Consider the following 14,570-nt stretch of genomic DNA (forward strand, 5'->3'; position numbering starts at 1 on the left):
AAGGGAGTGAAGGATTTAAACGCAAAGTTCATCAATGTCTTGATTGTCTGAGTTTAGAGGTAAAGTTCTGAAAGGGTAGAATGTGTTTTAATGTAATGTTTTAGCACGCAGATTTGGCGGATTGGGCAGATTTTATTTAAGTGGTGATCGAATAAAAATTGGCGAATATTGCATACTCCATTTTAATCTGCCAAATCTGCGTGAGTAAAAAAAGTAGAGAAGCTATATAAAAAAAAAACGAACCAAACCGGTTTGAAAACCTTGTTTGATTCGTTTAGAATGAAGTATAAAAAAAATTACACTAACTGTTTCAATGCAATTTCAAAAGCAGTTGCACTGATATTGGTTTTAGATGGATTTAAAGCATGTGCTTTTACAATCGCATTTTTTATAGTGTCTGAAGTATCGTTAAAAATAGCCTCATCTGTCATTTGTACTTTCTTTTCCATGAAGTAAGCAAAAACTCTTGCCATTCCACAGTTTGAAATAAAATCAGGAATCAAACTTACTTTACTGTCTACTTGTTCCATAATAGGGCCAAAGAAAATTTCTTTGTCAGCAAAAGGTACATTGGCTCCACAAGAAATAACTTCTAATCCGTTTGCAATCAGGCTGTCAATTTGAGCTTGAGTTACCAATCTTGAAGCAGCACATGGTGTGAAAATTTCCGCACCAATTGTCCATATCTTAGCGTTGATTTCTTCAAACGGAATCATGTTGTCGGCAACCAGTTTGTTTCCGTCTTTGTTTAAAAACAAGGTTCTGATTTCTTCAAAAGAAAAACCTTCTTCTTTGATTAATCCTCCGTCACGATCAATAATTCCGATTACTTTGGCTCCCATTTCTGCTAAGTAAAAAGCAGCAGCAGAACCAACATTTCCAAATCCCTGAACGATTGCTTTTTTACCTTTTACATCACCACCGTATGTGGTGTAAAAATGACGAACTGCTTCTGCAACACCATATCCGGTAATCATATCAGCAACAGTATATTTTCTGGTTACATCCGGTGAGAATTTAGGATTCTCGATTACTTTAATAACACCCTGACGTAATTGACCAATTCTATTGATTTTATCAGCTTCAGTTGGTTTGAAATGTCCGTTGAAAACACCTTCTTGCGGATGCCATACACCACATTCTTCCGTCATCGGGATTACTTCATGGATTTCGTCAACATTTAAATCTCCACCGGTTCCGTAATAACTTTTTAATAAAGGCGAAACGGCTTTGTACCAACGTTGTAAAACTCCTTTTTTACGAGGGTCGTTAGGATCAAAGTTAATTCCTGATTTAGCACCGCCAATTGCCGGGCCCGAAACAGAAAATTTAACTTCCATGGTTTTGGCTAATGATAAAACTTCATTCATGTCTAAGCCCTTTCTCATTCTGGTTCCTCCACCTGCGGCTCCTCCACGAAGTGAATTAATTACTGTCCAACCTTCTGCTTCTGTTTCAGAATCTTTCCAGTTAAAAACAATTTCAGGTTCTTTATTTTCAAATTGTTGTAATAAATCTTTCATTTTGTTGTCGTATGTTTATTTTCCGTAAAAGTATAAAATAGAATAATGCGAATAATGTATTTAGAGTCAATTTTATTTAAACACAATAAGAAAGCCGAAAACGTTATAGCTTCCGGCTTTAAAAAGGTGTAAAAATGTTGAGGAAATTATTTTCCTAGTAAGTTATTCTTCAAGGTCTCATCAACCGGTTTGTCAGAAAGCCAGATTCCGAAGAAGGCTTTTTTGAAATCAAATCCCGGAACTTTTCCTTTTAAAATTTCATTTTTGTAAACATTTATGGTTTGATCAAGAGGATTGTAAGCTAATACAAAAACATCTTTTTCTGTAATAGGATCGCTTAGAAGTTTTTTGAAATCCTCGATTCTTGGACGCAATTCTTCAAAATTATTTCCTGCAGATTTTTCGAAACCGGCATTCATCGCTTTGGTTAATTTATTGGAAGAAACCATAGAAGAGGTAATTTCTATTCGAACTGCCATTTCGGTATCGCTGTCAATAATAAATTGTGGGTCCTGGCTCAATTGAGATAAATATAACGCCTGAACATAAACTTCCAACCACATTTTTGATCTTCCGCCAGCACCGTTAAGTTGTAAAGTTTTATTTTGGAATTCAATTTTTCGGGGCACTGTAACGCCATTAATGTCTAATTGGGTTTGTGCGGAAAGAGTGGAGAAATGTAAGCTGAAGAGGAGTGTTAATGCGAGTAAAATCTTTTTCATAGGTTATCAATTATTTATTTTTTGTGGGCAAAAATAATGTAATTTATAATTTTTGGCTATTTATGAGGGATGTTTTTTTAAACGAAATCCAATTCCCGGCATTTGTAGGGGATTCATAATCATAATAGTAGGACTTATTTTACGTGCTGGCGTGGGTTTAGACGGGTTTTGGTTTTTTTATGATTATAATAATTTAAGATAATTGTAAAATATTATTTTTGATTGCTAATTTTACTCTTAAATTTTAAAGAAAATGCTGCAAATTTGATGTTACGAAGTTTAAAATTCAATAATTTTACGAAAACGTTATCGTGATGTGGGATAATTTCTTAAAATCTTATGCATGCATTGTTAATTCGTATTTTAAAATTATCTTTGGGAGCCTTTAATTTAAGAAAAGCAATTCAAAAAAATAAAACCAACAAAGAGCTAAAGCAAGGATTTTGAATTTGGTTTAGCAAAAAACAAAAAAATAAAACTATGGATTTCAATCTTACCGAAGAACACTTAATGATTCAACAAGCTGCAAGAGATTTTGCTCAGAATGAATTGTTGCCGGGTGTTATCGAGCGCGACGAAAAACAAATTTTTCCGACGGAGCAAATAAAAAAAATGGGTGAACTGGGTTTCCTGGGAATGATGGTGGATCCGAAATACGGCGGAAGTGGATTAGATGCTATTTCTTATGTAATCGCGATGGAAGAAATCTCTAAAGTTGATGCATCAGCTTCTGTGGTAATGTCGGTGAACAATTCATTAGTTTGCTGGGGATTGCAGGAGTTTGGTACAGAAGAGCAAAAACAAAAATATTTACCGGGTTTAGCTTCAGGTCAGATTCACGGTGCTTTTTGCTTAAGTGAGCCGGAAGCAGGTAGTGATGCAACTTCGCAAAAAACTACTGCTATAGATATGGGTGACCATTATCTGGTAAACGGAACAAAAAACTGGATCACAAACGGAAACACTGCTTCTGTTTATTTGGTAATTGCACAGACAAATCCTGAGTTGAGACACAAAGGAATCAATGCTTTGATTATGACCAAAGATATGCCGGGGTTTTCTATTGGTCCAAAAGAGCAAAAAATGGGAATCCGTGGTTCTGATACGCATTCATTGATGTTTAGCGATGTGAAAGTTCCTAAAGAAAACAGAATCGGAGAAGATGGTTTCGGATTTAAATTTGCGATGAAAACATTAGCCGGAGGACGTATCGGTATTGCTTCTCAGGCCTTAGGTATTGCTTCAGGTGCTTATGAATTGGCTTTGAAATATTCAAAAGAACGTAAAGCTTTCGGAACAGAAATCTGCAATCATCAGGCAATCGCATTTAAATTGGCAGATATGGCAGTTAATATTGAAGCAGCACGTCATTTATGTATGAAAGCAGCCTGGGATAAAGACCAACATAAAAACTATGATGTAAGTGGTGCAATGGCTAAATTGTTTGCTTCGCAAGTGGCAATGGATACAGCTGTTGAAGCAGTTCAGATTCATGGAGGAAACGGTTACGTGAAAGAATACCACGTAGAGCGTTTAATGCGTGATGCTAAGATTACTCAGATTTATGAAGGAACTTCAGAAATTCAGAAAATTGTAATTTCGAGAGCAGTTATCGCAGGATAATTTTTCGTAAATTAATTCATATAAAAAACCCTTTCGAAGCTCTGGCTTTGAAAGGGTTTTGCTTTTGAGATAAAATTTTAAGTACTTTTACAATAATAGAATTAGTTGATTATGTATGAAGAATTAAAATATTGGTATTTGCGAGATCATAAATTGTTTCGAACCTTGAGCTTTGGACAAATCAAACAATTGTGTATTATCACCGGTTTTAAAAAAGCTTCCAAAGGAGAAATTATTTATTTTTCTTCTTCAGAAGTGCCTCGTATTTTTGTTCTGAAAAAAGGGACCATTAAAATTGTTGCCGTTGATGAAGAAGGAAATGAAGTAATAAAAGACATCATTCAGAAAGGAGATTTGTTTGGAGAGTTAACTTTAGAAACAGATGATAAAATCAACGAATATGCAAAAGTGCTTTCTGACGATGTTGCCATTTGCAGTTTTCTACTTGCGGACTTTGAGAATTTGTTGTTGAGAAATCCAACATTAGCACTTTCCTATACTAAGTTTGTCGGTTTGAAAATGAAACGCATTAAAAATAATTATGCCAATTTAATTTCTAAAGATGCAAAGTCAAGATTGTATCAGTTTTTAAAAGACTGGGCAGAAAAAGAAGGAGTCGTTGATGGAAAGTCAGTTTCCATCGAAAATTATCTGACTCAAAGTGATATTGCGCAGATCATTTGTACTTCAAGACAGACCGCAACACAATTGCTCAATGAAATGGAAACCAATCAGCTGATAAGTTACACCAGAAAAGAGATTATTATACAGGATATTACCCAATTATAGACTATTTTGCCTCAAGTGTAAATTAGCCGACATTTTGGTTTTTCAGACTGAAGTAGTTTTACAACATCAAAAAAGATGAAAAACTATGGACCTAATGAAAAAAACACTTTTTATTCTATTCGTAACGTTTAGTACTATTGCCAATGCACAGAATACAGTTGCCAACGCTGCAACCGATATTTCCCCCTTATTGATTGGAGAGAAAATTCCAAATCAAACTTTAAAATCAGCTGAAAATAAAGAGATCCGTCTTTCTGATTTAGTTGAAAAAAAGAAAACCGTTTTGGTTTTTTACCGTGGAGGCTGGTGTCCTTACTGTAATTTGCATTTAGCCAGTTTAGCAGAAATTGAAGATCAGATTTTAGCAGCGGGATATCAGGTTATTGCCGTAAGTCCTGATTCTGTTGAGAATTTGAAAACTACAGGACAAAAAGACAAAGTAAAATATACTTTGCTGTCGGATTCAAAAGGAGAATTGAGTAGCGCATTTGGAATTTCTTATAAAGCGCCACAAAACTATAAATCACTTATTAACGTACATTCAAATGGAGTGAACAAGGATTTTTTACCTGTTCCTTCTGTTTTTGTTGTTGGCACTGATGGTACCATTTTGTTCGAATATATTTCTCCGGACTATAAAAACAGGATATCGTCTGAATTATTGCTTTCAGTTTTAAAAACCATAAAATAGACTAAGATGAAAAAGTTAATTGTAATACTATTAGTTTTTGCATCCATTTCTTCCTTTTCACAAGAGGATGCAAAGCGAGTTTCTCAGTATAATTTAGAAAATAAAGTGGCTGTTCAGGGGTATGATCCTGTGGCTTATTTTAAACAAAATAAAGCGTTAAAGGGTAAGAATGATTTCGTAGCTTCTTATAAAGGAGTTGTGTATAAATTTTCATCTGCTGCGAATAAAGATCTTTTTATAAAAAACCCGGCTGCTTATGAGCCGCAGTTTGGTGGTTGGTGTGCTTATGCATTGGGGAGTAGTGGAGAAAAAGTAGACATAAATCCGGAAACTTTTAAAGTTGTTGACGGAAAATTGTATTTGTTTTACAATGCTTACTTTAATAATACATTGAAAAGTTGGAACAAAGACGAGGCAAATTTAAAAGCTAAGGCTGAGGTTAACTGGAAAAAAGTATATAAATAGAAAGCTTATGAAAACGGAACAAATTACTTGGATTTTACGAATAACAGCTTCAGTTATTTTATTACAAACCTTATACTTTAAGTTTACAGCTGCGCCTGAAAGTGTTTATATTTTCACCACTTTAGGAGTTGAACCTTATGGAAGAATCGGATCCGGAATTATCGAACTGATTGTTGCTATTCTAATTTTAGTTCCTAAAACAACCTGGTTAGGAGCTTTGGGCGGATTTGGTCTTATGACCGGTGCGGTCTTCTCGCATTTATTTGTTTTAGGAATTGATGTTAAAGGAGATGGAGGTTTACTCTTTTCTCTTGCAGTGATTACATTATTGTGTTGTCTGGTGTTACTTTATCAAAATAGAAATGTAATTATTAACCTTTTAAAAACGAAATAATTATGCTACTAAAATCAATAAACCACAGTTTAAACGAGTTAACTGATTTGTTATCTCAATTATCAGATCAGTCTTATTCAGAACCCTGCGAAGCGTTGGGCAACTCGAGTATAGGCGAACACATTCGTCATATTCTCGAAATGTTTCAATGTCTGGAGAACGGATACGATTCCGGAATTTTAAATTATGATAACCGTGAACGTAATAAAAGAATTCAAACTGAAATAGAATTTGCAAAACAGTCGATTCTGGATGTAAAATTGGGGTTGAAAAAAGAAAATAAAATACTCTACTTAGAGCAAATGATTGATGGGCTTGTATTTAGAATTATGACTAATTATTACAGGGAGTTGCTTTACAATTTAGAACATTGTATTCACCACCAGGCTTTAATAAAAGTAGCTGTTTTGCCATATGGACATGTTTTACTGGATAAAAATTTTGGTGTAGCACGTTCTACCATAGCCTACAGGAATCAATGTGTACAGTAAGTTTTGTATCTCATAGCGGAACGGTTATTATAACTTCTAATCGGGATGAGAAAGTGATCCGGCCAAGTGCAATTCCTCCTAGGACTTATACGATTAATGGCAAAAACGTAATGTATCCGAAAGATCCAAAAGCCGGAGGAACCTGGTTTGTGGTTGATGCCAAAGGAAGTGTTTTAGTGCTTTTAAATGGTGGAATCACAAAACATAAAGTTCAGTTTCTATATCGAAAAAGCAGAGGATTAATTGCATTGGATATTATTTCCAGTGATTCTCCAAAGGATTTTTGGAAAGAGATAAATCTGGAAAACATAGAACCTTTTACGTTGGTTTTGTATCAGGAGAAAAAACTATACGAGCTAATCTGGGATGGTGCAATAAAAAGAACGACCCAGTTAGAGGAAGATCAGAATCACATATGGTCATCAGTTACCCTATATTCTGATCGCATCAGACAGAAACGATCGGGGTGGTTTTTTGATTTTTTGAAAGAGAAAAAAGAAATTTCAACCTCAGATATGTTAGAATTTCATCGGAATACAGAAGGGGACGATTCTGAAAATGGTTTGGTGATTAACAGAGAGAATACTTTAAAAACATTAAGTATCACTCAGGTTCTGATAGATCAGAACAAAGGCATTATAACCTATCATGATTTAGTTGACGAAACGGAATTTTCTAATGCATTTATTAGTATTTAACAGCATCTAAAATGAAATTATTGTATCATAAAATCACAAATTGGGAGTATTGGCCGTTTCAGGTGATATACATTCCTATTTATTTCCTTTGGGGCTACTACGCGATCAGATCGCGATCTATCTTTTTCTTTAGTACATCAAATCCCAATATGAAAAATGGGGGATTTATTATGGACAGTAAAAAACAGATTTACGATTTGCTGCCAAAGCGGTATTATCCTAAAACTATTCTGGTGAAAGAAAATACCGATTTAGAGAAAATTATTGTTGACGTCGTAGAAAAAGGAATTTTCTTTCCTCTAATTGCAAAACCTGATATTGGTCTGCGTGGTTCGGGAGTAAAAAAAATCTACACGATTTCTGAATTGACAAATTATGTCGAAAAGGCCAATTTTGATTTTTTAATTCAGGATTTGATTTTATTTGAAAATGAAGTCGGAATCTTTTACGTACGTCATCCTAATGAAAAAGAAGGAAGAATTACCGGACTGGTTTCTAAAGAATTTTTAATTGTAATTGGAGACGGAATTTCAACGATAGAAGATTTAATTCGTCAAACTCCGAGATTTGAGCTACAGTTGGAAGCCTTGCAGAAAGAGTATGGCGAATTGTTGCAACACACTTTATCTAATGGGGAGCCAATAAAATTAGTTCCGTTTGGGAATCATGCTCGTGGAGCCAAGTTTTTGGACGGGAGTCATTGGATTACCCCAAAATTAACGGAGACCATAAATAAAATCTGCTCCGAAATTCCGGAGTTTTATTTTGGAAGATTTGATATTATGTACAACACTTTTGAAGAACTGGAAAGGGGCGAGAATTTTCAGATTGTCGAATTAAACGGTGCGGCAAGTGAGCCAACTCATATTTACGATCCGAAACATTCTATTTGGTTTGCCTGGAAAGAACTCGCGCGTCATATTACCTATATGTATAAGATAAGTGCTGCTAACCATAAAAGAGGTTTCGATTATATGCCTCATAAAGAAGGGATGAAACAATACCGTTTGCATCAGATGCAGAACAGAAAAATTGTAAACTTTTAAGGATGTTAAAAAGGGCTCAAAATATGGCTGTCGGTTTTCTGGTAAGTTTTATTGGGTCAATTCCTTTGGGATATCTCAATCTGGCAGGTCTGGAAATTTATTCGAAATTAGGATTTGATAATTTGGTTTTGTTTTTGCTAGGCGTTGTTTTTGTAGAATCCTTTGTGATTTATTTTACGCTACTTTTTGCAAAACGATTGGTAAAGAATACAAAACTGATGAAAATTATTGATTTTTTTGCTGTCGGATTTATGTTTGTTCTGGCGTATTTATTTTATTCAAATGCAAACCAAACTTCAGGGATGAATGGTAATCTGAACCATTACTTAATGTACTCGCCATTTGTAATTGGGGTTATTTTGAATTGTTTTAATTTTTTGCAATTGCCTTTCTGGACCAGTTGGAATTTATATTTAGTCAATGCGAAATTTATTACAACCGAAAAGAAGCTAAAATATTATTATATTGCAGGTACTTTGGCGGGAGTGTTTTTAGGAATGTTAAGTCTGATTCTGGTTTTACAGACTATTTTTCAAAAGACAAACTCATTTTCAAAGTATATAATGCCTGTTTTTATTCCGCTGTTTTTTGTTATTCTGGGGAGTATTCAGGTATTTAAGGTGTATAAAAAATATTTTAAATCAACTGCTTTGGAATTTTAGCTTCTAAAGCTAAAATTCTATTTATGAAAAAATTGTATTTTCTTTTTCTTCCGTTTGTTTTGCTGTCTTGTAAATCAAATAATTCAACTTTAGGTGATAAAACTTCAAAAGCAACCGAGACGGCTTATAAAGTCAATCAGTCTGATGTTTCAGAATTCTTAAAATATCTTTCTTCTGATGAGTTAGAAGGTCGTGATACAGGAACGGAAGGAATCAACAAAGCTGCTGTTTTTTTAGAAAACTTTCTAAAGAAAAATAATGTAAAGCCTTATTTTAAAACCTATCGTGATACATTGACGAACTTTGCAACGCCGGCTTTTAATATTGTTGGAGTTGTGGAAGGCAATGACCCTGAGCTTAAAAAAGAATTTGTGGTTTTGAGTGCGCATTATGACCATATCGGAATCGATAAAACGAAACAGGGAGACAATATAAATAACGGTGCAAATGATGATGCGTCAGGAGTAACTGCAGTAGCCGAAATGGCGAAATATTTCAGCAAAACAAAATCTAACAAACGCAGTATTCTGGTCGTGTTTTTTGCCGGAGAAGAAAAAGGCTTGTTAGGCTCTAAAAGTTTGGTTCAGAAACTAAAAGTGCAGAACTTTAATTTGTATGCCCAATTAAACATCGAAATGATCGGTGTGCCAATGAAAAGGGATTATTTAGCTTATATCACCGGTTTTGATAAATCGAATATGGCCGAAAAAATAAATGAGTATACTGGTAAAAAAACAATAGGCTTCCTGCCAAAAGAAGCAGAATATGAATTGTTTTACAGATCAGATAATTATTCGTTTTACGATGTTTTCAAAAAACCTTGTCAATCGATAAGTACTTTTGATTTTGAGAATTTTGAATTCTATCATCATCCTTCCGATGAATTCAAAGTAATGGATATTGCGCATATGACTTCTTTTATTCAGGAATTTCTGCCTGCAGTAACTCAAATTGCCGGTTCTAAAACACAGGAAATTACCATGACTAAATAATTCTTCTTTTTAGAGGTTTTGCTTATTTTTGCTGCATGAAAAATATTATTATAACGGGAACGAGTAGAGGTATTGGTTACGAGTTGGCTTTGCAATTTGCGAATGCCGGTAATAAAGTATTGGCTATTTCGAGAAAAATGCCCAAAGCACTTTTGGAACATGAGAATGTAACATGTTTATCAGTTGATTTAGCTAACGAGTCAGAATTATATAAAGTGGAAGATTTTCTTTCTTCGAGCTGGAAGAAAGTGGATGCTTTAGTACACAATGCCGGTGCTTTGTTATTGAAGCCTTTCGCAGAAACAACACAGGCCGATTTTGAAAGCATTTATAAAGTGAATGTTTTCGCTGTTGCCAATCTTACCCGAATTTGTTTGCCTTTTTTGGAGAAGGGTAGTCATGTGGTGACTATCAGTTCAATTGGTGGTGTACGCGGAAGTCTGAAATTTGCAGGTTTGGCAGCTTATAGTTCGAGTAAAGGAGCGGTAATTACCTTGACGGAGTTATTGGCGGAAGAATATAAAGAACAAGGTATTTCGTTTAATGTATTGGCGTTAGGTTCTGTTCAGACAGAGATGTTGCAGGAAGCCTTTCCGGGTTATCAGGCACCAATTTCTGCAGAAGGAATGGCGACTTACATTTATGATTTTACGCTTAACGGGAATAAATATTTTAATGGAAAAGTATTAGAGGTTTCTTCGACGAATCCTTAGTGGGGAAAATTAAATTCCAATAAAAGCAAATTCCAAATTCCAAATTTAGAGTGGAACTATTATTTACTAATTATAAAAAGGTTTGAACGAGACTTTAGCCAAATATATACCGGAACATGCTGTGAAGCCTGTGTTTGATTTGATTGTTGCCAATCAGGTTCATCTGAAAATCGTAAATGAGCGTCAGACGCGTCATGGCGATTACAGACGTGGACCGAGTGGTAAACATGAAATCACGGTAAATGCAAGTCTCAATAAATACAGGTTTTTAATTACTTTGGTTCATGAAATTTCGCATTTGGTAGCCTTTGAAAAATTTGGAAGGAATATAAAACCTCATGGGAATGAATGGAAATTTTCTTTTCAGCGTTTGATGATACCGTTCATTCGTCCTGAAATATTTCCGGGCCATTTGTTGCCGCTGTTAGCAAGGCATTTTAAGAATCCTAGCGCTAGTAGTGATACCGATACGACTTTATCACTTGCTTTGAAGCAATACGACGCCAGAGACGATAAAAACTATGTGTTCGAGATTCCATATGGCAGTGTCTTCAGGATCAAAAACGGAAAAGTATTTAAAAAACTCGCCGTAAGAACCAAACGTTTTGAATGTGTTGAATTAAGCTCCGGAAAAACCTATTTGTTTAATCCAAATGCGGAAGTAGAGTTATTGCCTGGGAATTAAATTCCAATGACGAATTTTCCGTGCGGTATGTCGCCAATCTTTGCAGAATTACTGGTGTGATTTCTCCTAAAGTCGAAATGACATATCAAGCGGCCTTTGTCATTCCTGAAGAATAAGGAATCACACAAGAAACTCCACACAGTATGTCTCCAATCTTTGCCGAATCACTGGTGTGATTTCTCCTAAAGTCGAAATGACATATCAAGCGCGGCCTTTGTCATTCCTGAAGAATAAGGAATCACACAAGAAACTCCACTCAGTATGTCGTCAATCTTTGCCGAATTACTGCTGTGATTTCTCCTAAAGTCGAAATGACATATCAAGCGCCCTTTGTCATTCCGAAGAATGAGGAATCGCACCAGAAACTCCACGCAGTATGTCGCCAATCTTTGTCGAATTACGGATGTGATTTCATCTGCGTCCAAAAGAAATCCCAAATTGCAGAAAAGGAAAACCCAAAAAGGAAAACCCAAAAAGGAAAACCCAAAAAGGAAATCCCAAATTCCAATCATGATAGTTGGAATTTGGGATTTATATTTTTTTTGGAATTTTAAATAAAGGTTTTAACCTTTTAAATAAGCTTCTCTTACTTTTTTGAATAAATTAGAAGAATAAACAAACTTCACAATGTCTTTATTGTCTGTTCTGAAGATTTCTTCTTTCGTTCCCTGCCATGCTTTTAGGCCTTTTTTTAGGAAAACGATGTTTTCACCAATTTCCATTACAGAGTTCATATCGTGCGTATTGATTACGGTTGTGATATTGTATTCTTCGGTAATTTCTTTAATAAGGTTGTCAATCAAAGTTGAGGTGTTTGGATCAAGTCCTGAGTTTGGTTCGTCGCAAAACAAATACTTCGGATTGTTTACAATGGCGCGGGCAATCGCTACACGTTTCTGCATACCACCTGAAATTTCAGATGGAAGTTTTTGGTGCGCGTCAACTAAGTTTACTCTTTCTAAAACAAAATCAACGCGTTCTTTGATTTTTGTTTTATTGTCATTGGTAAACATTCTTAAAGGGAACGCCACATTTTCTGCAACGGTCATCGAATCGAATAAAGCACTTCCCTGAAAAACCATTCCGATTTCAGTTCTTAGTTCTCTTTTTTCATCCGGATCTAACGCGGAGTAAACACGTCCGTCAAATTCGATATTTCCCGAGTCAGGGCTATGAATTCCTAAAAGTGTTTTTAGTAAAACAGTCTTTCCAGATCCACTTTGTCCAATAATTAAGTTGGTTTTTCCGGTTTCAAAAACTGTCGAAACACCTTTTAAAACCTTGCTGTCACCAAATGATTTTTCTATGTTTTTTACTTCTATCATTATCCTAATAATAGTTGAGTTAATATATAATTAAAAAGAATGATACAAACTGATGTCCATACAAACGATACGGTACTTGCTTTACCAACTTCAAGGGCACCACCTTTCATATAGTAACCATGAAAAGAAGGAATTGTAGCTAATAACATAGCAAAAATCAAAGTTTTGATAAAAGCATAAGTAATGTGAAACGGAATAAATTCCATTTGGGCTCCCTGAATAAAATCCTGACTGGTCGAGAATCCTCCGTAAGCACAAGCAAGCCATCCACCAAAAATTCCAAGGAACATACTAATTCCGATTACGAAAGGATACATTAGTAAAGCTATTATTTTTGGGAAAACAAGATAGTTTAGGGAGTTAACCCCCATAACTTCCAACGCATCAATTTGTTCTGTAACACGCATTGTTCCGATACTTGAAGTAATGTATGATCCCATTTTTCCTGCCATAATAACAGAAATAAAAGTCGGAGCAAATTCCAGAATTACGGATTGTCGTGTGGCAAAACCAATTAAATATTTTGGAATTAACGGATTGGTTAAATTTAAAGCGGTCTGAATGGCTACAACTCCTCCGATAAAGAAAGAGATAAAGCATACAATTCCGAGAGAGTCAATAATCAGATCGTCTATTTCTTTGAAGATTAATTTTTTCATTACAGGCCATTTGGTCTGTTTGTTGAAAATTTCTTTCAGCATTAAAAAATATTTTCCTATTTGGGATAAATAACGAATAAGCATCATAGTTTTTACAAATATTGGCTAAATTAAGGATTAGTTCACAGTTAACGGTTTCAGTTTAGAGTTTTTTAAGTTTTAAACTAAAAAAGCTTTTGTTTCATTTTCTGCAAACGATATTTTCTAATAAATTTAGCTTGTTCAGGAGTTACTAATAAAGGAGTTTTAGCTGATTTGGCTTTCCAGAATCCTTTAATGTAATCAAAAAATAAAAGTGGTTTTTTCTTCATCATCGACAATTTGGCCGATGCAATGGCGGTGATCCAAAAACCGTATCCGAGGGTGTAAAAAGCTTCGCCTTGTTTGTAACGTGCTGTTTTATTGTAATTGGCGCCGGTAGGTTTAAGGTGTTTTACGTGTAGCGAAGTATCTGTTACCACTTTCCAATTATAGAATTTACATAACAATTCGTCTACGGTGTCCCAGCCCATGGCGGGTTTCAATCCTCCAATTTGCTGAAAAGTTTCTTTTCGATATGCTTTCAATGCACCGCGAATATGGTCTTTGTCGGTTAGGTTCTCCAGTACCCAATCTCCATTTTTTTCGATATAACAAAATCCTCCGGCCATTCCGATTCTTGCGTCAGACTGGAAGTGAGCAATAATTGTTTCGAAATAATTAGGAGGAAAAATCAGGTCACCATCAATCTTTACAATAATATCGTAATCAGAATCTAAAGTCTCAAACCCTTTTTGAAAAGCCTGGATTACTTTACTTCCTGGCATGTGTATGGCATCTGAAGTTTTATTGACAACAGAAATATACGGATTCTCTTTCGCAAAACCTAAAACGATTTCTTCAGTTTTATCTGTTGAATTGTCATTTACAACCACAACTTTTTTTGGCAAAACGGTTTGCGAGATCAAAGACTGCAAAGTAAGACCAATAAGCTCTTGCTCATTATGCGCGGGAATGACGATGTAATAATTCATATACTTGGTGTAAAATTCCAATTTTTTGAAATTCCAAATTCCAACCGAAGCAGCGCTCAAATTGGAATTTGGAATTTAT

General features: G+C 35.0%; 17 protein-coding genes. 12 read left to right on the plus strand and 5 right to left on the minus strand.

The features are described 5' to 3' along the window. Positions 1-296 precede the first annotated feature (296 nt). Positions 297-1,523 (minus strand): Glu/Leu/Phe/Val dehydrogenase dimerization domain-containing protein, encoded by a 1,227-nt coding sequence (locus G3A47_RS21360; RefSeq protein WP_166926133.1) that lies wholly within the window; start codon positions 1,521-1,523, stop codon positions 297-299. A gap of 146 nt (positions 1,524-1,669) precedes the next feature. Then, positions 1,670-2,245 carry a chalcone isomerase family protein gene (locus G3A47_RS21365; RefSeq protein WP_166926135.1) on the minus strand — a complete coding sequence of 192 codons (576 nt, stop codon included), beginning with the start codon at positions 2,243-2,245 and terminating at the stop codon, positions 1,670-1,672. Positions 2,246-2,725: 480 nt separating this feature from the next. Here G3A47_RS21365 and G3A47_RS21370 point away from each other — a divergent pair, with 480 nt between their 5' ends. From G3A47_RS21370 to G3A47_RS21425, 12 genes are all read left to right on the plus strand, one after another. Beyond that, positions 2,726-3,868 carry an acyl-CoA dehydrogenase gene (locus tag G3A47_RS21370; protein ID WP_166926137.1) on the plus strand — a complete coding sequence of 381 codons (1,143 nt, stop codon included), beginning with the start codon at positions 2,726-2,728 and terminating at the stop codon, positions 3,866-3,868. 111 nt (positions 3,869-3,979) lie between these two features. Then, the gene (locus G3A47_RS21375; RefSeq protein WP_166926139.1) at positions 3,980-4,657 is read left to right on the plus strand and encodes a Crp/Fnr family transcriptional regulator; all 678 of its coding nucleotides are present in this window, start codon (positions 3,980-3,982) and stop codon (positions 4,655-4,657) included. A gap of 94 nt (positions 4,658-4,751) precedes the next feature. Then, on the plus strand, positions 4,752-5,348 hold the full coding sequence (locus tag G3A47_RS21380) for a peroxiredoxin-like family protein (protein WP_166926141.1): 597 nt from the start codon (positions 4,752-4,754) through the stop codon (positions 5,346-5,348). A 6-nt stretch (positions 5,349-5,354) separates the two neighbouring features. Beyond that, complete coding sequence (locus G3A47_RS21385; protein ID WP_166926143.1) at positions 5,355-5,813, plus strand: YHS domain-containing (seleno)protein; 459 nt, start codon at positions 5,355-5,357, stop codon at positions 5,811-5,813. Positions 5,814-5,820: 7 nt separating this feature from the next. Further along, complete coding sequence (locus G3A47_RS21390) at positions 5,821-6,207, plus strand: DoxX family protein (protein ID WP_166926145.1); 387 nt, start codon at positions 5,821-5,823, stop codon at positions 6,205-6,207. A gap of 2 nt (positions 6,208-6,209) precedes the next feature. Next, entirely contained in the window at positions 6,210-6,698 is a 489-nt protein-coding gene (locus G3A47_RS21395; protein ID WP_166926147.1) for a DinB family protein, read from the plus strand. Further along, on the plus strand, positions 6,686-7,396 hold the full coding sequence (locus tag G3A47_RS21400) for an NRDE family protein (RefSeq protein ID WP_166926149.1): 711 nt from the start codon (positions 6,686-6,688) through the stop codon (positions 7,394-7,396). The genes G3A47_RS21395 and G3A47_RS21400 overlap by 13 nt, the downstream gene beginning before the upstream one ends. An 11-nt stretch (positions 7,397-7,407) precedes the next feature. Then, positions 7,408-8,442, plus strand: a complete 1,035-nt coding sequence (locus tag G3A47_RS21405; protein ID WP_166926151.1) for an ATP-grasp domain-containing protein — start codon at positions 7,408-7,410, stop codon at positions 8,440-8,442. 23 nt (positions 8,443-8,465) lie between these two features. Then, positions 8,466-9,104: a hypothetical protein gene (locus tag G3A47_RS21410; RefSeq protein ID WP_243860536.1), complete on the plus strand. Its 639-nt coding sequence runs from the start codon at positions 8,466-8,468 to the stop codon at positions 9,102-9,104. 23 nt (positions 9,105-9,127) lie between these two features. Next, entirely contained in the window at positions 9,128-10,096 is a 969-nt protein-coding gene (locus G3A47_RS21415) for a M20/M25/M40 family metallo-hydrolase (RefSeq protein WP_166926155.1), read from the plus strand. A gap of 35 nt (positions 10,097-10,131) precedes the next feature. Further along, entirely contained in the window at positions 10,132-10,809 is a 678-nt protein-coding gene (locus tag G3A47_RS21420) for an SDR family NAD(P)-dependent oxidoreductase (RefSeq protein WP_166926157.1), read from the plus strand. An 82-nt stretch (positions 10,810-10,891) separates the two neighbouring features. Further along, the gene (locus G3A47_RS21425) at positions 10,892-11,494 is read left to right on the plus strand and encodes a SprT-like domain-containing protein (protein ID WP_166926159.1); all 603 of its coding nucleotides are present in this window, start codon (positions 10,892-10,894) and stop codon (positions 11,492-11,494) included. A gap of 563 nt (positions 11,495-12,057) precedes the next feature. Here G3A47_RS21425 and G3A47_RS21430 read toward each other — a convergent pair. The 3 genes from G3A47_RS21430 to G3A47_RS21440 all read right to left on the minus strand — a co-directional run bounded on the left by G3A47_RS21430 (position 12,058) and on the right by G3A47_RS21440 (position 14,491). Then, the gene (locus G3A47_RS21430; protein ID WP_166926161.1) at positions 12,058-12,819 is read right to left on the minus strand and encodes an ABC transporter ATP-binding protein; all 762 of its coding nucleotides are present in this window, start codon (positions 12,817-12,819) and stop codon (positions 12,058-12,060) included. Then, the gene (locus tag G3A47_RS21435; protein ID WP_166926163.1) at positions 12,819-13,565 is read right to left on the minus strand and encodes an MlaE family ABC transporter permease; all 747 of its coding nucleotides are present in this window, start codon (positions 13,563-13,565) and stop codon (positions 12,819-12,821) included. Before G3A47_RS21435 ends, G3A47_RS21430 begins: the two co-directional genes overlap by 1 nt. 77 nt (positions 13,566-13,642) lie before the next feature. Then, the gene (locus tag G3A47_RS21440) at positions 13,643-14,491 is read right to left on the minus strand and encodes a glycosyltransferase family 2 protein (RefSeq protein WP_166926165.1); all 849 of its coding nucleotides are present in this window, start codon (positions 14,489-14,491) and stop codon (positions 13,643-13,645) included. Between the last annotated feature and the right edge of the window lie 79 nt (positions 14,492-14,570).

This window comes from Flavobacterium poyangense (assembly GCF_011751075.1).
Lineage (GTDB): Bacteria > Bacteroidota > Bacteroidia > Flavobacteriales > Flavobacteriaceae > Flavobacterium > Flavobacterium poyangense.